Annotated in this window: 16 protein-coding genes, 9 pseudogenes, 1 riboswitch and 1 other annotated feature; of the genes and pseudogenes, 13 read left to right on the forward strand and 12 right to left on the reverse strand. The window is 39.6% G+C overall.

Going from position 1 to position 22,504, the window contains the following annotated elements; translation table 11 throughout:
• Positions 1-54 precede the first annotated feature (54 nt).
• The 3 genes and pseudogenes from D0Z64_RS05220 to phnD form a co-directional block, all read right to left on the reverse strand.
• Positions 55-633 (reverse strand): ECF transporter S component, encoded by a 579-nt coding sequence (locus tag D0Z64_RS05220; RefSeq protein ID WP_080881619.1) that lies wholly within the window; start codon positions 631-633, stop codon positions 55-57.
• A 52-nt stretch (positions 634-685) separates the two neighbouring features.
• A riboswitch (TPP riboswitch) is annotated at positions 686-776 on the reverse strand.
• A gap of 34 nt (positions 777-810) precedes the next feature.
• Positions 811-1,774 (reverse strand): annotated as a pseudogene (locus D0Z64_RS05225) (ATP-binding cassette domain-containing protein); the annotation flags it as partial.
• Positions 1,775-1,875: 101 nt separating this feature from the next.
• Entirely contained in the window at positions 1,876-2,805 is a 930-nt protein-coding gene (gene phnD / locus D0Z64_RS05230) for a phosphate/phosphite/phosphonate ABC transporter substrate-binding protein (RefSeq protein ID WP_080881620.1), read from the reverse strand.
• A gap of 213 nt (positions 2,806-3,018) precedes the next feature.
• On the opposite strand from phnD, the gene D0Z64_RS05235 reads away from it, so the two are divergent.
• The 3 genes from D0Z64_RS05235 to D0Z64_RS05245 all read left to right on the forward strand — a co-directional run bounded on the left by D0Z64_RS05235 (position 3,019) and on the right by D0Z64_RS05245 (position 6,344).
• The gene (locus D0Z64_RS05235; protein WP_080881621.1) at positions 3,019-4,221 is read left to right on the forward strand and encodes an MFS transporter; all 1,203 of its coding nucleotides are present in this window, start codon (positions 3,019-3,021) and stop codon (positions 4,219-4,221) included.
• A 236-nt stretch (positions 4,222-4,457) separates the two neighbouring features.
• On the forward strand, positions 4,458-4,985 hold the full coding sequence (pyrR, locus tag D0Z64_RS05240; RefSeq protein ID WP_006352721.1) for a bifunctional pyr operon transcriptional regulator/uracil phosphoribosyltransferase PyrR: 528 nt from the start codon (positions 4,458-4,460) through the stop codon (positions 4,983-4,985).
• Positions 4,986-5,009: 24 nt separating this feature from the next.
• Positions 5,010-6,344 (forward strand): uracil-xanthine permease family protein, encoded by a 1,335-nt coding sequence (locus D0Z64_RS05245; RefSeq protein WP_080881622.1) that lies wholly within the window; start codon positions 5,010-5,012, stop codon positions 6,342-6,344.
• 67 nt (positions 6,345-6,411) lie between these two features.
• Here D0Z64_RS05245 and D0Z64_RS08725 read toward each other — a convergent pair whose 3' ends face one another.
• The 6 genes and pseudogenes from D0Z64_RS08725 to hpt all read right to left on the reverse strand — a co-directional run bounded on the left by D0Z64_RS08725 (position 6,412) and on the right by hpt (position 11,038).
• A complete protein-coding gene (locus tag D0Z64_RS08725; protein ID WP_320051444.1) occupies positions 6,412-6,678 on the reverse strand; it encodes a DUF3955 domain-containing protein in 267 nt (88 codons plus the stop codon).
• Positions 6,679-6,735: 57 nt separating this feature from the next.
• Positions 6,736-6,807: pseudogene (locus D0Z64_RS08730) on the reverse strand (helix-turn-helix domain-containing protein); the annotation flags it as partial.
• 178 nt (positions 6,808-6,985) lie between these two features.
• Positions 6,986-7,378, reverse strand: a complete 393-nt coding sequence (locus D0Z64_RS05255; protein ID WP_080881623.1) for a GNAT family N-acetyltransferase — start codon at positions 7,376-7,378, stop codon at positions 6,986-6,988.
• Between the two features lie 11 nt (positions 7,379-7,389).
• Positions 7,390-8,841: an MFS transporter gene (locus D0Z64_RS05260; protein WP_080881624.1), complete on the reverse strand. Its 1,452-nt coding sequence runs from the start codon at positions 8,839-8,841 to the stop codon at positions 7,390-7,392.
• A 98-nt stretch (positions 8,842-8,939) separates the two neighbouring features.
• On the reverse strand, positions 8,940-10,409 hold the full coding sequence (locus D0Z64_RS05265; protein ID WP_080881625.1) for an MFS transporter: 1,470 nt from the start codon (positions 10,407-10,409) through the stop codon (positions 8,940-8,942).
• Between the two features lie 92 nt (positions 10,410-10,501).
• Positions 10,502-11,038, reverse strand: coding sequence for a hypoxanthine phosphoribosyltransferase (hpt, locus tag D0Z64_RS05270; RefSeq protein ID WP_080881626.1), 537 nt, complete (start codon positions 11,036-11,038; stop codon positions 10,502-10,504).
• Between the two features lie 147 nt (positions 11,039-11,185).
• Here hpt and D0Z64_RS08800 point away from each other — a divergent pair.
• Both D0Z64_RS08800 and D0Z64_RS08350 read left to right on the forward strand, forming a co-directional pair.
• A pseudogene (locus D0Z64_RS08800) lies at positions 11,186-12,630 on the forward strand (DNA polymerase); the annotation flags it as partial.
• Positions 12,625-12,933 (forward strand): annotated as a pseudogene (locus tag D0Z64_RS08350) (DNA modification methylase); the annotation flags it as partial. The pseudogenes D0Z64_RS08800 and D0Z64_RS08350, both read left to right, overlap by 6 nt.
• 530 nt (positions 12,934-13,463) lie before the next feature.
• Here the strand turns inward: D0Z64_RS08350 and D0Z64_RS05285 are convergent.
• Entirely contained in the window at positions 13,464-14,741 is a 1,278-nt protein-coding gene (locus tag D0Z64_RS05285) for an MFS transporter (RefSeq protein ID WP_056985402.1), read from the reverse strand.
• 101 nt (positions 14,742-14,842) lie between these two features.
• On the opposite strand from D0Z64_RS05285, the gene D0Z64_RS05290 reads away from it, so the two are divergent.
• From D0Z64_RS05290 to D0Z64_RS05310, 5 genes and pseudogenes are all read left to right on the forward strand, one after another.
• Complete coding sequence (locus D0Z64_RS05290) at positions 14,843-15,700, forward strand: helix-turn-helix domain-containing protein (RefSeq protein ID WP_080881627.1); 858 nt, start codon at positions 14,843-14,845, stop codon at positions 15,698-15,700.
• 611 nt (positions 15,701-16,311) lie between these two features.
• A pseudogene (locus D0Z64_RS05295) lies at positions 16,312-16,934 on the forward strand (DNA-methyltransferase); the annotation flags it as partial.
• 66 nt (positions 16,935-17,000) lie between these two features.
• Complete coding sequence (locus D0Z64_RS05300) at positions 17,001-17,393, forward strand: hypothetical protein (protein ID WP_236943502.1); 393 nt, start codon at positions 17,001-17,003, stop codon at positions 17,391-17,393.
• Between the two features lie 2 nt (positions 17,394-17,395).
• Entirely contained in the window at positions 17,396-17,602 is a 207-nt protein-coding gene (locus tag D0Z64_RS05305; protein ID WP_006352732.1) for a DUF5049 domain-containing protein, read from the forward strand.
• A gap of 67 nt (positions 17,603-17,669) precedes the next feature.
• Positions 17,670-17,945: pseudogene (locus D0Z64_RS05310) on the forward strand (terminase large subunit); the annotation flags it as partial.
• Here the strand turns inward: D0Z64_RS05310 and D0Z64_RS05315 are convergent.
• A pseudogene (locus D0Z64_RS05315) lies at positions 17,932-18,087 on the reverse strand (NAD(P)H-binding protein); the annotation flags it as partial. The pseudogenes D0Z64_RS05310 and D0Z64_RS05315 overlap by 14 nt on opposite strands.
• Before the next feature lie 321 nt (positions 18,088-18,408).
• Between D0Z64_RS05315 and D0Z64_RS05320 the strand changes: the two are divergent.
• Positions 18,409-19,587, forward strand: coding sequence for an ammonium transporter (locus D0Z64_RS05320; protein WP_127345709.1), 1,179 nt, complete (start codon positions 18,409-18,411; stop codon positions 19,585-19,587).
• 62 nt (positions 19,588-19,649) lie between these two features.
• Here D0Z64_RS05320 and D0Z64_RS08540 read toward each other — a convergent pair.
• Positions 19,650-19,961 (reverse strand): annotated as a pseudogene (locus D0Z64_RS08540) (FAD-dependent oxidoreductase); the annotation flags it as partial.
• Between D0Z64_RS08540 and D0Z64_RS05330 the strand changes: the two are divergent.
• Positions 19,956-20,441, forward strand: a pseudogene (locus tag D0Z64_RS05330) (DUF2325 domain-containing protein); the annotation flags it as partial. The pseudogenes D0Z64_RS08540 and D0Z64_RS05330 overlap by 6 nt on opposite strands.
• A 68-nt stretch (positions 20,442-20,509) precedes the next feature.
• Positions 20,510-20,760, forward strand: a binding site (T-box leader).
• Between the two features lie 83 nt (positions 20,761-20,843).
• The gene (gene brnQ, locus D0Z64_RS05335; RefSeq protein ID WP_080881629.1) at positions 20,844-22,223 is read left to right on the forward strand and encodes a branched-chain amino acid transport system II carrier protein; all 1,380 of its coding nucleotides are present in this window, start codon (positions 20,844-20,846) and stop codon (positions 22,221-22,223) included.
• The last annotated feature ends 281 nt before the right edge of the window (positions 22,224-22,504 follow it).

The following is a 22,504-nucleotide window of genomic DNA, read 5'->3' on the forward strand; positions in this document are numbered from 1 at the left end:
GCGCTTATCTCTACCTATATTATCGTAGCACTAAAAGAGAAAAGTAAAAAACGCTTATGCAAGTTCAGGCTTCAAAATTCGATCAAACAAATTAGTAATCAACTTAACTAGGACACCATCAAACAGTAAGGCAGAAACAATTCCAGCAATAAACATTGCAACTTGTAAATTGAAGCTGTATTTATACCAGTCATACAAGAAATATTGTGGAATATAAGCACCAAGATTGGCAAAAAAGGCACCAGTTAAGACGCTTGCCCATGAAAAGTTGATATAACGCTTTTTCTTAGGGAAAAAACCTATTTCATTAGCAGCACCCTGAATCAGTCCTTCCAAAACCGTCAGCGCGCCCCATTGCCCGCCAATTGTCATTTCAACAATAGATGCCAATACTTCGCCAATTGTGCCCGATCCGGCCGTGGGAACAAAATACATTGCAAGCGGTGCTGCCATAAACCACAGACCAGAAAATATCATATCCATCACTGGTGCATAACCTGTGGGCAAAAGCGCTAATTTAGACAGATTATACAAATTGTTGAATCCATAAGTATAGACTACGCCCATGATTATTCCAATCAGTGCTACCAAAATAACTGCTTTAACATCCCATTTCGATGATCTTTTAAACATAAAAAATACTCCTAACTAGCTAATATTAATAAGCCAAATAGGAGTACAAGTTATTTGCATTATTTCACTTCCCTTGCGCAAGTATTATCTTGTTCAGGTTCAAAGGGTATCATCTCAGCTTAACAGCACCCCTAGCGACTTACTATTCATTAATTCATTTCTTTTATTATAACATATTTAATCAAAAGCAGTTTGATCAGTATACAACTTATAATAGAAACCATGTTCTTTTAGCAATTTTTCATGGCTGCCTTCTTCAATTACCGTACCGTTTTTCAGTACTTCAATTTTATCTGAATTCAGGATCGTCTTTAAGCGGTGGGCAATAACAAAACTCGTTTGACCAGCAATCACTGTATCCATTGAAGCATCAGGTTTGCCATAACGAATATTGTCAGCAATTGTCCCAGTAAATAAAACGGAGTCCTGCAAGACGATGCCAATCTTATCTCGCAGCGCCCTCAGCTGAATTTGCCACAAATCCGTTCCATCATAAGTAATTCTGTCCGAATCAACATCAATAAAAACGATTCAGCAGGTTCATAATTGTCGTCTTTCCAGAACCGGTTGGTCCAACTAAGGCGACCGACTTGCCTTTATGCACAGTAATATTAACGCCGTGCAAGATTTCCTTATCTTTATTGTAGCCAAAATGAACATTTTCCAGTTTTAATGCCGTCTGCAAACTGCCAATCTTTTTACCATTTGGCACTGCATCTTCATCAGACTGCTCTTCAACCTCAGCTAATCTTCTGGCACCGGTCAAAGCTAATTGAATCATTGAATAAATTGAAGTTACTTGCGTGATTAATTCGAAGTATGTTTGCGAATATTCAACGAAAGTTACAATCAAGCCCAAACCAATAGCTGCAGAAACTTGACCTGAAATAATCATCCAGGCACCCATTGCAATCACGATCGCTAAATTGAGCAAATTCAATCTATTCATTAATGGAAACAAAATTCCTGAATAAAATAATTGATTGCTTTTCTGGTAGCACCCATTACTTATCACCTCTCTTTTCTTTTGCACGCTGCGTTCAGAATAATATTGACTGCCGCGACTGAGTGAAATATTCAACTTTTCAGTGATATTGATGTTCATATTAGTCTCCTTGTGTACTATAGTTGATAAATATATTAGTACACGCAGGGACTACTGCCAACTAAGATAAAAATAAAGCTGCACTTCAAAAAGAAGTACAGCTTTTCAAATGTATGAACAAATTATCTTAGACTAAATTACTTTTGAATTTTGGCCAAAATCTTGTCATATTGCCTAATAATATCGAAATTTGAATCCTTAGAACTTACATAGCCGTAGTGTGAATAGATGCTTTCAATAATCTTTCTGCCCTTCTTAGACTTTGCAATTGCTTTGAAGGCTTTGGCAAGCTTTTTTCTGAATTTATAGCTCATATCATGACGAACCGAAATCGTATCATTAGGAATTGGCTTGGTAAAGTAAATAGGCACAACATCCTTCATTACTTTAGGATCATCTTGAGCAGCTATTGGACGAGCATCCGCGAAAGTGAAGGCAGCATCGACATCTCCATTTTCAACAGAAATAATTGCTTGGTCATCACCTTTAATTTGAACGAGCTTGCAAGATTTAAGAACGTTCAAACCTTTTTTATACAGCTCTACAATTGGGAAAATATAACCAGAAGATGAAACTGCATCTTGAACACCAATCGTCTTGCCTTTCAAATCTTTCCAGGACTTGATCTTAGAACCTTTTTTAACATAAATTCCGGCACGGTATGAGTGGACTAAAGTGTGATTTACAGTACCACTTGGTTCATTATAGCCATAACGCTCAGCTTGCAGAAGAACATCGGCAATTTTCTTCTTGTGCGCTAAAACGTAAGTAGCTGGCGGCATGAAACCGACATCAACTTTTTTAGAAGCCATTCCTTCAATCATTCCGTCATCATCAGTTGAAACGGTAACACGAACAGGAATGCCCAATTGTTTCTTAAGCAAAGCTGCCAGCGGTTTTGCTTTTGCCCCTATCTTATTTGCTTGAACAGACGGAACAAATTCAACAGTTAATTCTTTTGGCGTATAGGTCTTTTTGCTGCTTGAACTTTTGCTACCCGAACAAGCAGTTGCCATTAAAGCCGCGCCGACGGCGACGATCCCAACAATAAATCTCTTAAATTTCATTTTTATTCTCCCTAAAATTCGTATTATTTGAATTTATGCATCGAGTATAGCAAAGCTCATCATAGCTTTCAACACATTTTATTAACATTTTAGGTTTTTATTTATTTAATATTCGTTTTTATTAAAAAGAAGCAAGTAGCTTTTAATTTTCATTAAATTTTCTTAGAAATTATGTAGTAAGATAAATGCATTATCAAATAAGGAGGGGTTTACGTGAACAACAAAAAGCCAATTTGGAAACGAAACTTACTAGTGCTCTCAATTGCGGTTTTTATCGCTGGAATCGCCTTTTCGGAAGTTATGCCGTTTTTGCCGCTCTATATTGACACTTTAGGGACTTTTACTCATCAGCAATTAAACTTCTGGTCCGGCTTTGTCTTTTCTGGCATTTATTTTGTTTCGGCAGTTGTATCACCTTGGTGGGGCAAGCTTGCAGATAAAAAAGGACGCAAGCTGATGACTTTGCGTGCTTCACTGGGAATGGCGATTGTTCTTGCTGCAATGGGATTAGTGACAAATGTTTGGCAACTGTTCTTCTTGAGAATGCTGCAGGGATTTTTTGCTGGCTTTGTTTCCAACTCCAATGCCTTGATTGCCACTGAAACGCCTAAACAAAATTCCGGACAAGCCTTAGGGACAATGGCATCTTCCTTTACGGCAGGCAACTTGCTCGGGCCTTTTGTTGGTGGAGCCTTAGCCTCAATGTTTAGCTATCGGATTACATTCTTTGTCACTGGTGGTCTTTTACTAATCTGTTTCTTGCTTTCCCTCTTCTTTGTCCATGAAGAGGGCTTCAAACCAGTAACAGAGAAGAAATTGGACAAAGCAAGCGGCGTTATTCATGAACTTAAGAGTCCTGCCCTTATTTCTGGACTGTTGCTTACTACATTGATTATTCAAGCAGCAAACAACTCTATTAATCCAATTGTTTCCCTTTATGTCAGACAATTAATGAACAATCATGGCAATGTCGTCCTCATTTCAGGCATTATTGCCGCATTACCGGGAATTGCAACCTTCTTAGCTGCTTCACGTTTTGGCGCATTAGGCGATAAAATCGGAACGCAAAAGATAATCGTTGCTGGATTTATTGGTGCTACAATTCTCTTCTTTTTAACAGCCTTTGTGCAAAATACTTTGGAATTGGGTATCCTGCGTTTTTTGGTTGGCTTTACCGATGCTTGCCTGTTCCCTCAAGTGCAAACTATGCTAACCAAAAATTCACCAAGCAAAGTTACAGGAAGAATTTTTTCATGGAATCAGTCTGCAATGTATATCGGTAATATCGTTGGACCGCTTCTGGGATCGACGATTTCCGGCTTTTCAAGCTACAGCATGGTCTTCATCGTAACTGCCGGAATCGTGGTTTTGAATTTAATCTTGTTTAGAATCAACGTTATTAGAAATATGGGATAAATTTTTACTACAAATGATCCTGCAGGCAAAAGTTAAAATAGTAATTGACAAATTTATTAAAAGCTAGTTAAATAAGAGGCAAATAGGAATGATGACCTTTAAATTTAGTCCCGTGAGGCTAAGAAGGAAATCTGCGTTAGTCATGCTTTTTGTGCATGCTCCAGAAAGACCATCTTAGACTCAGTGTCCAGAATGGTCTTTTTCTTTTCCGGTCATCATCATGAAAGGAAGATGTTATGTCAAAACAAATAGTTGACGCAATCGGAATTAAGCGTGCTTTGATGCGAATGACATATGAAATTGTCGAACGCAACAAAGGAACCAAAAACTTGGTTTTGATTGGAATTAAAACTCGTGGTTTATATCTGGCCCAAAGAATTGCCGGAAATTTGAAACGCTTGGAAGACGTCGACATTCCTGTAGGTGCACTCGATATTTCCAAGTATCGTGATGATTTGCCAGAAGATGAAAAAAAGAGCATGATTCATAATCAACAGCTTGATTTCGATATTACCGACAAAAACGTAATTTTAGTTGACGACGTCCTGTTCACCGGTCGGACAATCAGAGCTGCACTTGATGCTTTAATGGATCAAGGTCGCCCTGCCAAAATCAACCTGGCAATTTTAGTTGATCGTGGTCACCGCGAATTGCCAATCAGACCTGATTTTATTGGAAAAAACATTCCAACTGCTGTCGATGAACAAGTTAAGGTTTCGCTAACCGAAGTTGACGATCAGGATGCAATTTCTTTAATCAAGTAATGATTAACAAAATTGGGAGTAAAAATGGACAAGAATAATATGAAAAACTTTCGCAATCCGGATGCGATTTTAGATGTTTATGAAAAGCCGGAATTTGCGCAAGGTGTCCTGCTTTCATTGCAGCACATGTTTGCCATGTTCGGCTCAACGGTTTTAGTACCGATTTTAATCGGAATTAGTCCAAGTATCGCTCTTTTATCTTCAGGTGTTGGTACTCTGGTGCACATGCTTTGCACTCGCTTCAAGATTCCTGCATACTTAGGTTCAAGTTTTGCCTTTGTAGCTACAATGCAAGCTTTAATGAAAACAGATGGCTATCCAGCCGTAGCCCAAGGTGCGATTGCTGCTGGTTTGGTTTACGTAGTCGTTTCAATCATCATCAGCCAAATTGGTTCAGCTTGGGTAAATAAAGTTTTGCCACCAATCGTTGTTGGTCCAATCATCATCGTTATCGGACTTTCATTGGCTACAACTGCTGCTAACGATGCCATGCTTAAGAATCAAAAATACGATTTAACCTACTTCGGCATCGCAATCTTCACTTTGGTAATGACTTTGATCTTCCAAATGTGCTTTAAAGGCTTCACTAGTTTGATTTCAATCATGCTCGGTATCATCTGCGGCTACTTGCTCTCCTGCGCTCTGGGAATCGTTGATTTCTCTGGCGTACAAAAAGCTGCCTGGTTCTCACTGCCAGCACTTGATATGCCTGGTATTTCCTACCACTTCAAGTGGTATCCAGCTGCTATTTTAGCAATGGCTCCAATTGCCTTTGTTACTATGACTGAACACATGGGCCACATTATGGTTTTGAATTCCTTGACCAAGCGTGACTTCTTCAAAGACCCAGGTCTTCACCGGACAATGCTGGGTGATGGTCTGTCAACGATTATTGCTGGTTTCATTGGTGGTCCTCCTACAACTTCTTATGGTGAAAACATTGGTGTCTTGGCAATGACCAAGGTTCACTCAGTTTACGTTTTAGCTGGTGCCGCTGTTTGTGCCATCATCTTCAGTTTCGTAGGCAAGCTTGCCGCTGTCATTGAATCAATTCCAATGTCAGTAATCGGTGGGATTTCATTCCTGCTTTTCGGAACAATTGCTTCTAACGGTTTGAAGATCCTAGTTGATAACAAGATTGATTTTGGTGAAAAACGCAACATGCTGATTGCTTCAGTTATCTTAGTAATCGGTATCGGTGGTGCCTACTTGCAACTTGGCAACTTCCAATTGACTTCTGTTGCTCTTTCAACCATTATCGGTATGATACTTAACTGGATTTTGCCAAAACAATCTGCCAGTGAAAAAGCCTTGGAAGAAAAGAACAAGGAAAAACAAGAAGGTAAAATTTACCAATAAAATTACCCATTTTGAATATCCAAAAAAGGGAGGCAATCAACTTGCCTCTCTTTTTTTCTTATTTCTTTTAATGTTTATGGTGCAGATAAATAATTTCCCCGGTAATAATTACAATTAAGCCCGCTAAAGCAAACAGATAATCCATGGGTATCAGGGAAAAGTTCTCGTGCGGAAATCCTTGTTTATCAACATATTCCACTGAAATGGATTTAATAAAAAGGCACAACGCACCCATTAGCATAATGGCAAAACCAATAATCATGGTAACCATATTGAACTTTGCCTTGCGATTTTCATCCGTATCTTTGATCAGCTTTTCTGTCATCTTGTTCATATTATCGTCTCCTAAAATCAATTTATCTAGAGAGATATGAAAAATAGAACTAATCTCAATCAGCATTTCAAGATCAGGCAAATTACGGTCATTCTCCCAATTAGAAACGGCTTGTCTAGAAACACGCAGCTTGCTGGCAAACTGACTTTGCGATAATCCTTTTCTTAGCGCAGCTGCTTAATTTGATCACTAAATTCCATTTTTTCACCTCTCATTTAGAATCTTAGGTCGACTCTTTTTGTCAAACAAGAAAGCGTCACTGGCATAGACGACAGCGACGCTTGACAATTTATTTTTCCACTTTAAATTAATAAAAGCCAAAGCTCATCTGCTTTAAAGCTTTAACAAATCCAGATTTATTAAATTTTTTGCCTGTAGTCAAAGCTTCAAACTCTCCATCTTGATCTTTTAATTTTTGATCGGTACGATGGAAGCCATTACGCTCATAAAATTTGAGACGACTCACTCTCTGCTGATAATTTTTGGCAGTTGGCACAACCGGCTCAATATCAATCACAATTGCCTGGTCCGGATATTGCTTCTCCAAAAGAGATAATATTATCGTACCATAGCCTTGACCTCGCAAATCCTTGTTGACGGCTAAGTAAGTCAAATAAACGGTTGAATCGCTAATGACATAATAGGCAATACCACAAAACTTGTCTTCATCATAAAGCACATTCTTGTCCGTAAACAGAATATGCTTTTTAACTAATTCTTCTTTTGGTTATAGTGGAAATTTAAAAACAGCGCAATAATCAATAAAATAGTTGAGCACAACATAATGTCTCGCAATCCAGTATAGAAAATATTGCGCATGATTGGCAGCAGTTCAATTGGCAAGTGAACCGCTGCCTTGGCATCACTCAACTTATTCATCATGCCCATCGTTACTTCATGATTCGTTGACACGCCTCTAGCTAAGGCTAAATTCATGATTATGCCATAAATCGCAGCCATAACCGTTTGAGCCAAAATTCTAATTAAATAGGACAAGGAAGTTGCAGGTGCCATATTTTCCTCACCCGCATCAACTTGAACCTTTACCTGCAATAAAACAAAGATAAAACCTACACCAAAGCCAGAAAAAGTAGCTAAAGCCGTAATTATCCAGAAGCTTGTATCGCTCGGTATTAGGACCATTGAGAGGCTAGAAATCAGCATACAGATAATTGCCATGAAGATTAATGTTTGGTCGTTAAAGCGCTCTTTAAGCGGGTTAACGACCAAAGTACCAACTGTATCTGCGATTGAGTTGGGGATCAGAGTCATCCCACCAATTAAAGCTGTGGTTCCCAACAGCCCCTGTGCCCACATTGGCAGGTAAGTATTTACCGCTAAAAAGGCGCCCCAAGTAAAAGTAAAAAGAAGCAGATCGCCGACCAAAGCCCTATTTTTAAACATGCTAATTGGAATTACCGGATTCTTTTCATGAATTTCGTATTTGAAGAAGAAAATCAGAATGACAATTCCTAAAATAATCAAGCCAAGAATAATCGGCAGACTAGCCATCCCCAGCAACTGAATTCCTAGTAAAAATGATACTAAACCGCAAACTACCAAGAGTGAACCCAAAAGATCAAAGTGGGATTTTTCTCTAACTGCAGTATCTCGATAGTAGCAAACAGACAACAGTGCCGCAATTAAGCCAATTGGAATATTGATATAGAAAACCCAATGCCATGAAAAGGAGTCAACCAGATACCCGCCAACTAATGGACCAACAATTGCTGCAACACTGAAGCTGGCACCAATATAGCCCAAGATCTTCGTTCTCTTTTTAATATTGGTAAAAATCTGCCCCGCCATAATATACGGAATCGATCCCATACCACCGGCTCCGATTCCCATGACCGTCCGGGCAGCTAAAAAGAAATACATATTTTGAGCAAGTCCTTGAAAGAGTAAACCTAAGACAAATAAAAGCAGAGATAATTCAAAGGCAGCCTTATTGCCAATTTTTTCACCCACTTTGCTCCAAATCGGCGTTGAAACCGACATCCCGAGCAACATAAGTGCAATAATCCAACCCATAAATTTAATACCATGCAAATCAGCAATAATAGCCGGAATAGCCGTGTTGATTATCGTACTATCTAATCCAGCCATGACATTCGCCAAAATCATCGCATAAGTTACCATGGTAACCTGCTTCTTAGTCATAACCTTACCCTTTTCTAAAAAATGCTAAAAATAAAAAGATTGAGACATTTTTCTCAACCTCTTTATGCTCTATCAATAATTATGCTTGCTAATTCTAATTATGACAAGTATTTTTGGGAAGATTTCTTCCAGTTGTAATAAAAATTAAGCGCTGTGGCAATAAAAAGCAGAATGCAGGATACAAGCATGATTTCTTTAATTCCTGAATGAAAAATCACTCTCATTTCTGGAAGCAAATGCTGTGGCAATGTTTTTGCAGTTGTCGCGTCACTCAATTTGTTCATCGTGCTCATCGTAATATCTCGATGGTTGGCAATTCCGTGCTCAAGCGAAAGATTCATGATGACCCCATAAATTGCGGCCATCATTGTTTGTGCCAAGATTCTGATCAAATATGAAGTAGACGTTGCTGTTGGCATATCTTTCATTCCCGCATCAACCTGTACTTTAACTTGCAGGGCAACGAAAATAAAGCCAACTCCGATTCCGGAAAAGGCAGCTAAAACTGTTAACAGCCACAGAGGCGTCTGCAACGTTGCTAAAAACATCCCGCCTGAAGAAATCAGCATCGTGATAATCCCGATCATCACCAAGGTAAAAGTACGCACATGCTCCTGAATGGTTGCAACAGTCTGCGATGCGGTAATTTCTACAATTGAATTAGGTATCAGCGTCATCCCACCAGCTAGAGCCGACATTCCTAGCAATGCCTGGGCCCACATTGGCAAATAAGCATTGATGGTAATGTATGCTCCCCATGTAAAGGCAAAGAGCATGAAATCACCGTTTAGATCATGCTTTTTAAAAATTGTTAACGGAATAATTGGATTTTGTGCTCTTTTTTCTCTCTTAAAGAACGCAAAGGCCGCTGCAATACTAATCAAAATCAACAAGGCAACAATCCAGTTAGAAGTGATCCCCAACAATTGAATACCTAGCAAAAACAAAATTAGGCTACTAACCAATAAACCAGCACCTGGCAAATCAAAGACTGGTGAAGTCTTAGGCGAAACCGGCTTATAAAAGATTAAACAAATCAGTAAAGCGATAACCCCAATTGGAATATTGATGTAGAAGACCCAGCGCCAAGATAAGGCATCAATCAAGTATCCGCCCACTAATGGGCCGAGAATTGCAGCACCGTTAAAACTAGCAGTCAGCAAGCCTAAAATTTGTGTCCTGCGTTTAATATTTTTAAAGACATAGCCAGCAATAATGTATGGCAGCGAACCCATACCGCCGCCACCAATTCCCATGATCATTCTTGATACCAAGAAGAAGTAGATATTTGGTGCAATGCCTTCAAGCGCCGAACCAAGAACAAACAACAACAAAGAAATTTGAAAGGCTGCTTTATTCGTAATTTTTTCGCCAATTTTGGTCCAGATTGGAATCGACACCGACATCCCTAACAAGTAAACGGCAACGATCCACCCCATGAATTGTATCCCATGCAAATTTGAGACAATTGCTGGAATAGCCGTGTTGGTTATCGTTCCATCTAGACCGGCCATCACATTTCCCAGCATCAGTGCGATGGTTACCATTTTGATCTGCTTTTGAGTCATTATTTGCCCCGCTTTTTGAAAAAAGAAAACACATGTATTACACATGTGTTTTAATGAATCATTTTTATTATAAGCTAAATTCTTCTTTTATCCTACTTGCTGTATACTTCTTTTTTCAAAACACCAATATAAGGCAAATTGCGATAAAGACCATTATAATCCAAGCCATAGCCAACTAAAAATGCGTTTGGTGCCGTAAAGCCAAAATAATCAGCGTGAAAATCGACTACTCTGGTTTCTGGCTTGTCGAGCATGCAGCAAGTTTCGACGCTCTTAGCACCACGCTTTTTCATTAAATCGGACAAATACTTCAAGGTTCTGCCCGTATCAATAATATCTTCCATGAACAAAACCGGGCGTCCTTTAACATCTGACTTAATATCTTGAGTGACAGTAACCTTGCCAGTTGAACTAGTTCCAGCATAGCTTGAAGCTTTGATCGGATCAACGGTTAATTTAAAATCGAGGCGTTTAACCATGTCCGCAGCAAAAATCATTGCTCCGTTCATAACTGGGATAACGATTGGCTGTTGGTCCTTGTATTTCTTATCCAGTTGCTGAGCCAGCTCGTCCATTCTCTTATTTAATTGCTCTTGATTAAATAAAATTTTTTCAATATCGTTGTTCATTGTTTTTTTCCTCTCGATTAATTAATGATCAGATTTTACCACATAAATTGACTTTTTTCATAACTTTTAGATAAATTATTCATATTTTTACAGATTTATTAGAATAATATCCATTTAATTGTTCGTCTTTTTAAAAATAAAAAGGACATTATTAAGAGTGCTTTTAACGCTCAATTTGAACGAGTTTGCCTATCACGCTTTGTGGGACATCGCCTAAAGCCGGTCGGTTGGCACTGCTCACGAGTCTGGTCCGCTACCCTTGGTCTACCCTTATCATTACGCGACGTGGGTACTGTTTTAGGGCTTTCTCGTTAGAAAATTACGGCTGGGAAAGAACTCATACACTACTTTTGTACTCCCTGCAAGCCAACCAAATCTAAGCAAAAGCGCACACGTAACTTTCCTTATCATGCACCTAACAAATGGCAGCAATTCAAACAGTACAACCAACGTGACGTTGAAGTTGAAATGGAAATCACCCAGAAGCTCGAACGCTTTCCCGTTCCAAAAAATGAATGGGAAACTACTGGATGGATCAGGATATCAATGATCGTGGTATTCGGATGATCAACAACTGGTTAACAACGCCATCAGATGCCAGAAAAATTTCCACGATCAATACTTGCAAGTTTCGCAGAAACTAACTGGCCCAGCCAATCCCAACTCACCATTACAGTTGAAGGATTGGCTTCATCAACAGGGAGTAAAAACTAATTCGCTCTCGAAGGCTGCAGTAACTCAGCTTTTACATACTACTACTGGTACGGTCCATCAAGTTCTAAGTCTGCGTCAGCTGTTATCAAAATCTAGTGTAAAGAAGTATCAGGCAATGTAAAAAGCAATGTGCCAAGATGGTCGTGTCCATGGATTCCTGCAATTTTATGGTGCCAAATCGGACTGGCCGGTGGGCTGGGCACTTAGTACAAGTACAAAACCTTCCTCGAAATTCAATGCCTGACTTAGAGGACATCTACTGTGCATCCGCTAGTCAGATGTTCGGGTTCCCGTTGTTAAACATGGGGTTAATGGTGGACTCCGGCAAAAGGGTAAGATTGCTGAGCTTGCACTAGGCTATGGTGGTTCCATCGGTGCACTCAAAGCGATGGGTGCCACTAAATTGGGTTTAACCGAGGAAGAATTACCCCCGTTAGTACAAAATGTGGCGTAATGCCAGTCCTCATATAGCGCAGTTTTGGTGGGATATCGACAGAGCAGCAAAAGAATGCATTAAAACACATCTACCGCAAACCACTCACGGAATGAAGTTTATTTATCGTAGTGGCTGTATGTTCTTACGATTACGGTCAGGTCGCAACCTTTGCTACCCCCAACCCAAGATTGGTACTAACCGTTTTGGTAGCGAATCAATTACCTTTATGGGTATTAACACTGTTAAAAAGTGGTCCCGTATTGAAACCTATGGGGCAAAGCTCGTTGAAAACATTGTCAAAGCAGCCAGTCGTGACTTGTTAGCTGAAGCAATGCGACGCTTAGAAGCTACTAGTAACTCTATTGTCATGCACATTCATGATGAAGCCGTGATTGATGCTCCAGCTGATCGTTCATTAGAAAAAATAGTCAAGATTATGACCGATGACTACAATCCACGTAAGGATCTGCAGCCGGGTGATCTCGACTACGAAAAGTTAAAACGTTCAATGAAAGAGTTCGGCTACGTTGATCCAATAATCTGGAACCAACAAACTGGTCACGTAGTCGGTGGACACCAGCGATTAAAGATTCTCCAGGATGAAGGAATCAAAGAAGCTGAGTGTGTAGTCGTCAACTTAGGCGAAGAGAAAGAAAAAGCGCTGAACATTGCGCTCAACAAGATCAGCGGTGATTGGGATAAGGATAAGTTAGCTTTGTTGATGACTGACTTGCTTGCTGCCGAAGATGAGAGTTATGAATCTAAGACCTCTGTAGAGGTAGTAAAACATGTTCGCAAATATGTAGAGAAACATACTAACTCTAATCCATGGAAATACTATGAGTCTACAATGGAAAGCATCATTGCTAACCATGTTGAAAATATGACAGACTTAGAAAATTATAATTATCGTTTGGCTGGCAAGAAGCATAAGCCTGTTCAACAGCAACTCCCACTTCTGTCTGTAGTAAACAATAATGGGAAGAAGTATAAGACTAAATACTACCATGGAAAACTAGTAGAACAAGGCACTGATTGGTCAAAGAAAAAAGCAAAAACGTATACTGCTGAAGAATTAGATGCCCAAGCGCGTAATAGTCTTCACATGAAGCCTGATGAGCCGTTTACTGGAAAATGGGCTACTATGACACCTGCTGAACGTAGTGCTGAAGCTTTACATGAATGTTTTGTTGCACTAGAAAAAGGGGTAGATTTGTAAAAGAATTGATACTAATGGAAAAAATAATATAAGGCTAAATATTACCACTTATTAAATTATTTAGTTCGTGTAAACATAGCTTTTTTAGTAGTCTGTAAGTTTCTTTTACTTTGAATATATATTTTAACAGTGATTATCAAAACTAAAGCTTCTATAATTAACAAACCTAATAAGGCATATTGAATGTTGCTAAAACCAGAAATACTAGTTAAAAAAGTCGTCATAATTGGTGCCGTTATCATTAAAATTGTATTCAATAACCCGACGCTGGAAGCTAAAATTTTATGATCGACAGTTGTTACTAGCCATTGAGTTAGTTTAATAGAGCCTAAACTAGCAGTTACTGCTAACGAGAAATAGAAAGGCAAAATTACATAAAGATTAGCAATTAAAGCACCACTAGTAACTCCAAAACCAAAGATCAAAGCTAGAATAATAACAGTAAAAATAGAAACTTTTTTAAACAATTGTGGACCAAACATACTACCTAAGGCGGCACCAATACTGATAATTACCCCAATAATAGCAATTGTGAAACTATAAGTAGAAATAATCATCGTAGAGCGATGACCAGCCATGACAATTGGGATTAAAGCTTCCATGGCATCCAAAATGCCATTTAAAATAGCTATGATCAGTACGACACTCAATAAGCTATGCTGTTTTCTAACCTGTTTATAAGAAGTTTTCATAGTTTCCCAGAAATTTTTCTTATTTATTTCCTGATGTTCAAGTGATTCCCCCTTCTTCTGATGTATATAGCCGACTCTTAAATAAAGAAAACCGGCAATTAAAAAGGTTAAAGCATTGAAGTAGGCTAAGCTAGAGTAAGACATAAACAGTAACAAACCGGCACCAGCAAATTGAGCCACTGTATTAATTACTTCAGCAACACCACTAGTAAAGCCTTCAGCAATACCAAAATCTTCTTTACCAACAATATCGGCCACCAAGGGAGAAACTAAACCACTTGAATATGAGCCAAATGTATCAGAGATAAGGTTAATCAAAATAACGGCTAATACCAAGATCCAGTCATTTAAATGACTAGCAAAGAGCAAACCAACGACAAAATACAGAATAAAACGAATCATACACATTAAGAAGATATTTTTAAATTTGTGATGAGTCCGATCAGCTAAATAACCGCCGAAAATATCAAAAAATCTTGGAATTGCTTCTGAAATGGCAATTAGTGATAAAGCAAGCGAGTAGTTTTGTAATTTACTAGCATAAGTCATTAATGCTAAATAAAAGAGAATATCACCAGCACTGGATAGAAAACTGGCAATAGAAAATTGACGATAGTCTTTGTTTTTTAGGAAAATATTCATAATAGTTGACTCTTTCTTACTTAGTTTTCACAGATTATAATAGAAGTCCTATAATAAAAATACGAAAAATGTCGTATTCGAAAGCTTTAAGGAGATACAAAATGACCATTGGAGAACTTTTAAAAGAATATCGACTTAGCCAAAATAAAAAACAAAAAGATTTTATTGGACAAATTATAAGTCCATCTTATTATTCTAAAGTAGAAAAAAACATTCATCGAATTACCGCAAGTGACCTATTAGCATTATTGCGCTATAATGACATTTCACCGTGGGACTTTTTTAACCGGTTGGATCAAGATGACCAATTCAAATATCAACAGTTGCGAGACTTTAATGATTTAATGTTAGATGCTTATTATAATAATGATAAACGAGAACTTGAACACATTAAAAAGTTAATTGATCAAAGTAGTTTAGCTAAGAAAGACAAGCAAGAACAAAAATTACTAGTTGATGGTTGGCTGGAGTCAATGAAAGGATCAGATGAACGACCCAACAATGAAGTCAGAAGAAAAATAAAGGAACAAATTTTTAATATCCCTAATCTTAATGAGGCTAAGATAACCTTATTTTGTAATTTTATGCGATTCTTTGACTTAAATACTGATAAGATGATAGCTACACAAATCATTAATCAATATCAAAAGGAAAATGATATTGATATTCAAGAGAAAATTCTTGCGGTTATTATTAATATACTTGTTTTTACTATTGAGCAACATAAACTAAACGATGTAAACTTTTTTATTCAAAGCGCGACGCAAATTAAAACTAATCCTGATCTCTTCTTTTATAAGAATGATTTATTATTTTTTGAAAATTTCATTGAATATCTAAAAACTAATAATAAGAAGGCATTAGACAAATGCAAGATTGCGATAAATAATTTTAATCTTCTAGGTATGCCAGAATATGGACAACAAATTCAGCTATTTTTTGACAAATACGAGAAATAGTTACTTAAAAATTTAAAATGTTAAAAATGTCATATTTGAAAAATAATTTCGAATATGACATTTTTATTTTGCTTTGGTTTTTATAGGTATATTAGAACCGTAATCAAGAAAGGAAGAGTTAAAAAATGAAAATTAATCCTTTGGATGTCACGGTTAAAGTGATTATGAAGCATTGAATTTAATCTCAAGGAGATGAATAAATAATGTGTTTTATGAGCGGAATTCATATTGGTCCACCACCATACATTGGAACTTGGTAAACCGAATGAAGAAAAAGAAAAAAGCAATTAATCCATCTTCTGTTGGTAAGCAAAAAAGTAAAAAATTGCATCCAACAACAGATGGGGTTTTAATCAAATTTAAATAATTAAAGAAGGTGAGATAATGAGAAACTTAGTTTTAGGTCATATTAAGATTATTATCAAATGGTAATTATTGAGAAAACAAAGTATCTGGAAAAAAACTCTGAAATTGAAGAATCCTATTAAATCTTGGCATTGATAAACCTTGATTTAATAGGATTTTTCTTTTGAGTATTTATAAATTTACTAAATAAGGAATTTTATATCAAAAAACGTAGTTTTAAGCTACGTTTTTTGTATTCATAAGTTGATACTCATGACGACAATTTCGATGTGGGCAGCGAATTGAATAAGCCAACTTTCTCTAAGGTAGGCGATCTCTGGCACTTGGGACGACATGCCCTACTGTGCGGTGATGCCACGAAAAAAGAGAGTTATCAAAAGTTACTTGATGATCATCAATTTAATCTTGTCCTTACCGATCCACCTTATAATGTCGATTATCAAGGCAAAGCCGGCAAGATTAAGAACGACCATCAAGATGATGATAAGTTTTACCAATTTTTACTAGCCGCTTTTCAAAATATGAATACTGCAATGGCCAATGATGCCAGCATCTATATTTTCCATGCCGATACTGAGGGATTAAACTTTCGGCGAGCATTTCAAGATGCTGGTTTTTATTTATCTGGTTGTTGTATCTGGAAGAAACGATCCCTAGTCCTAGGACGTTCGCCCTATCAATGGCAACACGAACCAGTTCTTTATGGCTGGAAACAAAATGGCAAACACGAATGGTACACCGGTCGGAAAGAATCCACTATCTGGGAATTTGACCGGCAAAAGCAAAGTAAAGAACATCTGGTGGCTCTGGATCTACTCTCATTGCTTGCGAACAGATTGGCAAGGATGGCAATCTTTTATCCCTAGATGAGATTCCTGCTGGATTAGTAACACATCTTAAGCAACAGGTATTCACACCCAGCGAGACAGTCAAGTTGAACATAACATATCGCCGCAATGAGTTTACTGACCAAGATCTAGATAACCTACGCCATTTAATCTGGGCAAAAGGACAATTAATCAAAGACGCTTGCCAACTGAACTCGTTGCCTCTCACAATCGATGACCAACAAGTAACCTTCGATTGGTTCACCGAAGTTAACACCGATGACGCTCCAGCTTATCAACAATTGGTCGATAAGTTAGTGCGATACGCAAAGAGTCACCAGCGAATTATGTCAACGCGCCGTGATGAAAGTAATGAAAAATATGCTTTCCGCTGCTTTTTACTGCGTTTGGGTTTTATTGGTCCCCAATACAAGGCACAACGGAAAGTGCTACTCAAAAATTTAACTGGATCGGCTGCTTTTAAGAACCAGGAGACTTAGTCATGAACAGAATAAAAGATGAATTAGCCAAACGTGATCGTATTCGCCAACAGGTTTTACAAATTCGCAATACCGGTGAAGTAAATATGTTTGATGTCGAAAACGTAAAACGACTCGCTTACTACTATAATTGCCACGATCTGATCGACTATTTGACCACTGACCGTGCCGGGTACGTAAATTTGATATTAACTGGCAAGTTTAATTAATCATCAGCCAAGCATTGAGTTAATTCTCAGTGCTTTTTTAGTACAACTGAAAGGATGTGATGCCCTCTTGCGAAAACTAAAAGATTATAAACCCACTCAGTTCATGGCTAAGAATTCGGTCTACAACAAAGACGCTGCCGATTTTGCAGTTTCATTTATCGAATGCCTATGCCATACCAAGGGAACCTGGGCTGGTAAGCCTTTTGACCTCATCGACTGGCAAGAAAAAATTATTCGTGATGTCTTTGGAATCCTAAAACCAGATGGCTATCGTCAATTCAATACTGCCTATGCAGAAATCCCAAAGAAGCAAGGTAAATCAGAACTAGCTGCCGCCATCTCGTCGGCTCAAGTGAAAACAGGGCGCTCAACATTACGAAACGCTTGATCCCATTTTTAGCGGCCGCCTGCATCAGTTTCACCGCCCCGAAGGCATCCGTCTGTAGCAAGTCCTTGGCGCCCGATCCAGCGGTAAAGTAAATCACTCGTTAATTTAGTTTCAACGTGACCGGATGCACCGGCAATAAAGATCTTCATTTTAATTTCACCTACTCATCGCAAAGATTATTTCACTTACAAGTGTAGGTGCGATCCTATAATTACGGTATTACTTAATTGTAATACTGCTATACAGCGAACGCATGGCAGGCGGCTAATACATTCTTAAACAAATTGCCCCAGATACTAATCATTTTTCAGAGTGAAAGCACTTCACACAAATGATTCCACGGTATTTCGCACAAGCCATTGTGACTGCTGTGCAAAGGTGGTATTATTATTCCCAATAATACGAGGAGATGGTCTACATGTCACAAACAAACACATTATTCGTCATGATTGCTAGTATTCTGGTGTTACTGATGACGCCAGGGTTAGCATTTTTCTACGGTGGTCTAATCAATCACCGGCATGCCAATAATATGCTGCTCACTATTTTTATGATGTGTGGATTGGCCGTCATTCTGTGGATTACGGTCGGTTACTCCCTCTCGTTCTCCGGCAACCACTGGGGGATAATCGGCAACCTGCATAACATACTGATGATTAACGTCTCCATTAACGCAGTCACGAAAACCGGAATCCCGATCGGTGACTACGCCATGTTTTTGATGATGTTTGCAATCATTACCCCAGCAATCTTTTGTGGGTCGGTGGTTGGTCACGGACGGTTTCACTTCCTAATCATCTTCACGATCTGCTGGTCGATCTTCGTCTACTACCCGCTGGTCCACATGGTTTGGGCACCGCACGGCTTTCTCGCCAGCCTCGGGGCGGTTGACTTTGCCGGTGGCTTGGTCGTCCACGTCAATTCCGGGATCACCGCCTTGATCCTTTCCGCATGGGTCGGCCGCCGCAAGGAAGTCTACGCCCACCACAACAACCTTTCCTGGGTCCTAATCGGGACAGCGCTATTGTGGATCGGCTGGTATGGCTTTAACGCCGGATCCGCCTTGGCCGTGGATGATACCGCGGTTCAGGCCATGTTAACGACCACCATTGCCTGCTCAACGGCAATGGTTACCTGGATGCTGCTGGACCGCTACCGGTTGAACCACGTTACCCTTGCCGGTGTTTGCAACGGGGCCGTCACCGGGCTCGTCGCCATTACTCCCAGCGCCGGCTATGTTACACTAGGTGGTTCGATGATCATCGGCATGGTCGGGGCCATGATCAGCCAATCGTTTATTACCCAGGTTAAGCCACACTTAGCGATCGATGATGTTATTGACGCATTTGGCTGTCACGGAATCAGCGGCATCTGGGGAAGCATTGCGACCGGTATTTTTGCGAGTCACCAGATCAGTGGCCAGGTACCCAACGGCCTACTATTCGGCGGTGGCTTCCACCTGTTAATCATTCAAACGGCGGTTACATTGTTAACGATCACCTTTATCACTATCATGGATATAATTCTGATCAAGACCCTGACGATTGCGCTCCCCGTCTCGATTGACAGCAGGAAAATTATCCGCGGTTCAGAGTAAGAATGCATAGAAAGCCAAATTCATTAAGCTAGTGCCTTATCTTTATTTCACCGGCTTCTTCAATAAATCATTGAAGCCTTCCCCGCCGCCTGGGCCTGCTTTTCGGTTAAGCCCACCTGTGACAGTGGCGGCTCGATGAAGACGCTAGTCGGAACCACACCCCGGTTGGTCGTCTGGCGCGTCCCGTCACCAAAGAGTTCGTCCTTGATGATCCGGAAGTCGTCTAACGAAATGTAGGTAAACTGGGGACCGCCCTTTACGTCGCCGATGGCCCAAACATTTGGAACGGTAGTATGAAGATGAGGATCAACCTTGATTGCGCCCTGGTCCGTCAACTGGATGTCGGTATTTTCGAGGCCCAGGTTTTCGGTTCCATCCGCTGGATCCATGAAAAGCAAGACTTTGACACCACTAAGCAGCCTGAAAAGCCAAAGCAAGTTAAGAAGGCTACTCACCCTCGTCATGACTACGAAAAGAAACTTGATTATGATTTGAAGCAACGAATCGTCCTTGTCATTACTGGCGATCGGGAACATTCACAAGAATTAAAGACAGTGATTGACAAGCACCACGGTGTTTACCACGCCCTCGATGCTTCAATGGAAGACAAAGTATCGAGCAGCAAGATGAAGCGTGAAATCCGTGAAGCCGACTTTGTAGTTGTCTGCATCGATAAAATCCATCACCGAATTAGTCAACTTGCTAACCACCACGCTAAGCGGTACGACAAGCCATTAGCTATTGCCAACACTACAACCAATACTGCAGTTGAACGGGCAGTGGCGCGTGCTTTAAACGGTGATCCAGCCTACGCACAAACTAGCGAAGACATGGCTAATTACCAGGAAAAATAAAAAAATTCTAAAAAAGTTGTTGACAACTATTAAAAAATAGTTATAATAATAAACAACAATTTAATTATTCGATCGCAATGAGAAAGAAGAGTAAATTATCGATAGCCTTCAGCGAGTCTCGGTAGGTGGAAGGAGACAGGTTCAACTTTAATTGAAAATCACTTTCGAGCTTAAGTCTTAAGAGATAATAGTAAGACTTAATGGTAGCACCCATTATAGTGCTAGCGTATCGCCCATGTAGTCCCGGGCCGTACGTATAAGGTATTGTCAGCAATGATAATACGAAGATAGGGTGGTGCCACGCTCGAGCGTCCCTTAACCAAAGTAATTTTGGTTAAGGGACTTTTTTGTTGGGATCAAAGCAATTATTTTATGCTTTTATATCCTAGGAGGGAATTATTTATGCAGGATTTAACAACAAAAAAGCTAACATTTAAGCAATATTTAGTTGTTGCATCATTACTATTCGGGTTATTCTTTGGTGCCGGGAACTTGATTTTCCCCTTACACCTTGGTCAACTAGCTGGTGCGAATTGGGACCCAGCTGCTTTAGGTTTCCTAGTTACAGGGGTTCTTCTCCCATTACTTTCCGTTCTCGCCATCGCTGTTACTCGTGCTGAAGGGGTTTACGATGTTGGTCGTCCGCTCGGTGCAGTATTCGCCCTTGTCTTCATGGTTTTGATTCACGCAACCATCGGTCCATTATTTGGTACACCACGGACTGCTACTGTTTCATTCACCGTTGGGGTTGCGCCTTTCGTTCCTAAGGACGCTCAAGGTTGGGCATTACTCCTTTTCTCAGCTGTCTTCTTCTGTTTAGCATTTGCCTTTTCTTACAAAGAAAACAGCATTCTTTCTAATGTTGGTAAGGTATTAAACCCTGTTTTCCTTGCCCTCTTGTTCTTAGTATTCGTTGTTGCATTTGCTAATCCTTTAGGTAATCCTGGTTCTGCTCCAGTAACAAGTGCCTACGTTCACAGTGCTGTTACAAATGGTTTCCTTGAAGGTTACAATACCATGGATGCCCTTGCTGGTTTAGCATTCGGGGTCACTGTTGTCACTGCTGTTAGAGGGATGGGCGTTCGCCGTCCTGGTGCTGTTTCTAAGGTTGTTGCTAAGTCAGGTGTCCTTGCAGAAAGTGCCATCGGTTTCATCTACCTTCTCCTAATCGTTTTAGGTGCAATGTCACTTGGTCGGTTCAAGGTTTCTGCTGATGGTGGGGTTGCCTTCAACCAATTAGTTAATGCCTACGCTGGTGTCTTTGGTCAAGTTGTTCTAGCATTCTTATTAACTGTTACTTGTTTAACTACTGCCGTTGGTTTAGTTGCTGCCTTTGCTCAAGACTTCCACAAGCACTTTCCAAAAGTTAGCTACCATACTTGGTTAGCACTTAGCTGTCTTGCTTCATTCTTGACTGCTAACTTCGGATTGGATCAAATCATCGCTTGGTCAACTCCGATGTTGATGTTCCTATACCCATTATCAATGGTTCTTATCTTCTTATCCGTAACATCTCCATTATTCAACCGTGACGGTGTAGTTTACTTCTTTGTGGTTCTCCTAACCGTTGTTCCAGCGTTTGGTGATATGGTTGTTGCCTTCCCTGCTGTTGTTAGTCAAAGTTCATTTGGCCTTTGGGTAGCCGGTGTACGGAAGATGATGCCACTTGCTTCAATGGGACTCTCATGGGTTGTCCCAGCACTTGTCGGTTTAGTAGTTGGTCTCCTCGTTCACTTCTTCCGTCGCAGCCAAGTTAATGTTCACCAAACTGAAGTTAACTAACTTCCAATACAATTGATTTTAGCCAAATAGAAAAAGCGCCTGAAATGCATTGTTGATTGCACTTCAGGCGCTTTTTGATCACAAACTGAAACTTGAAAGCACGAAAATAGACTGGAGCTCTGATGAGCTCTGGGCTTTTCGTACCTAAATTAGTTTTACAACACTCTTGAAATGATATTTTGTACGTTTGATGGGATGGTGTGCATGAATTGGTCAATTTTATCTTCGATAAACTCATTACCAGAGCATTTAAGAACGGAAATTAGGTATACCAATGCGCA

Origin of the sequence: Lactobacillus amylolyticus, from assembly GCF_003999355.1 — a bacterium.
Classification (GTDB): domain Bacteria; phylum Bacillota; class Bacilli; order Lactobacillales; family Lactobacillaceae; genus Lactobacillus; species Lactobacillus amylolyticus.

Bases quoted from the DNA above. Each gene is read 5' to 3' on its own strand.
- D0Z64_RS05220 (WP_080881619.1), bottom strand. From the start codon at position 633: ATGTTTAAAAGATCATCGAAATGGGATGTTAAAGCAGTTATTTTGGTA.
- phnD (WP_080881620.1), bottom strand. From the start codon at position 2,805: ATGAAATTTAAGAGATTTATTGTTGGGATCGTCGCCGTCGGCGCGGCT.
- D0Z64_RS05305 (WP_006352732.1), top strand. From the start codon at position 17,396: ATGAACAGAATAAAAGATGAATTAGCCAAACGTGATCGTATTCGCCAA.
- pyrR (WP_006352721.1), top strand. From the start codon at position 4,458: ATGTCAAAACAAATAGTTGACGCAATCGGAATTAAGCGTGCTTTGATG.
- D0Z64_RS05290 (WP_080881627.1), top strand. From the start codon at position 14,843: ATGACCATTGGAGAACTTTTAAAAGAATATCGACTTAGCCAAAATAAA.
- D0Z64_RS05245 (WP_080881622.1), top strand. From the start codon at position 5,010: ATGGACAAGAATAATATGAAAAACTTTCGCAATCCGGATGCGATTTTA.
- D0Z64_RS05260 (WP_080881624.1), bottom strand. From the start codon at position 8,841: ATGACTAAGAAGCAGGTTACCATGGTAACTTATGCGATGATTTTGGCG.
- brnQ (WP_080881629.1), top strand. From the start codon at position 20,844: ATGCAGGATTTAACAACAAAAAAGCTAACATTTAAGCAATATTTAGTT.
- D0Z64_RS05285 (WP_056985402.1), bottom strand. From the start codon at position 14,741: ATGAATATTTTCCTAAAAAACAAAGACTATCGTCAATTTTCTATTGCC.
- D0Z64_RS05320 (WP_127345709.1), top strand. From the start codon at position 18,409: ATGTCACAAACAAACACATTATTCGTCATGATTGCTAGTATTCTGGTG.
- D0Z64_RS08725 (WP_320051444.1), bottom strand. From the start codon at position 6,678: ATGAACAAGATGACAGAAAAGCTGATCAAAGATACGGATGAAAATCGC.
- D0Z64_RS05265 (WP_080881625.1), bottom strand. From the start codon at position 10,409: ATGACTCAAAAGCAGATCAAAATGGTAACCATCGCACTGATGCTGGGA.
- hpt (WP_080881626.1), bottom strand. From the start codon at position 11,038: ATGAACAACGATATTGAAAAAATTTTATTTAATCAAGAGCAATTAAAT.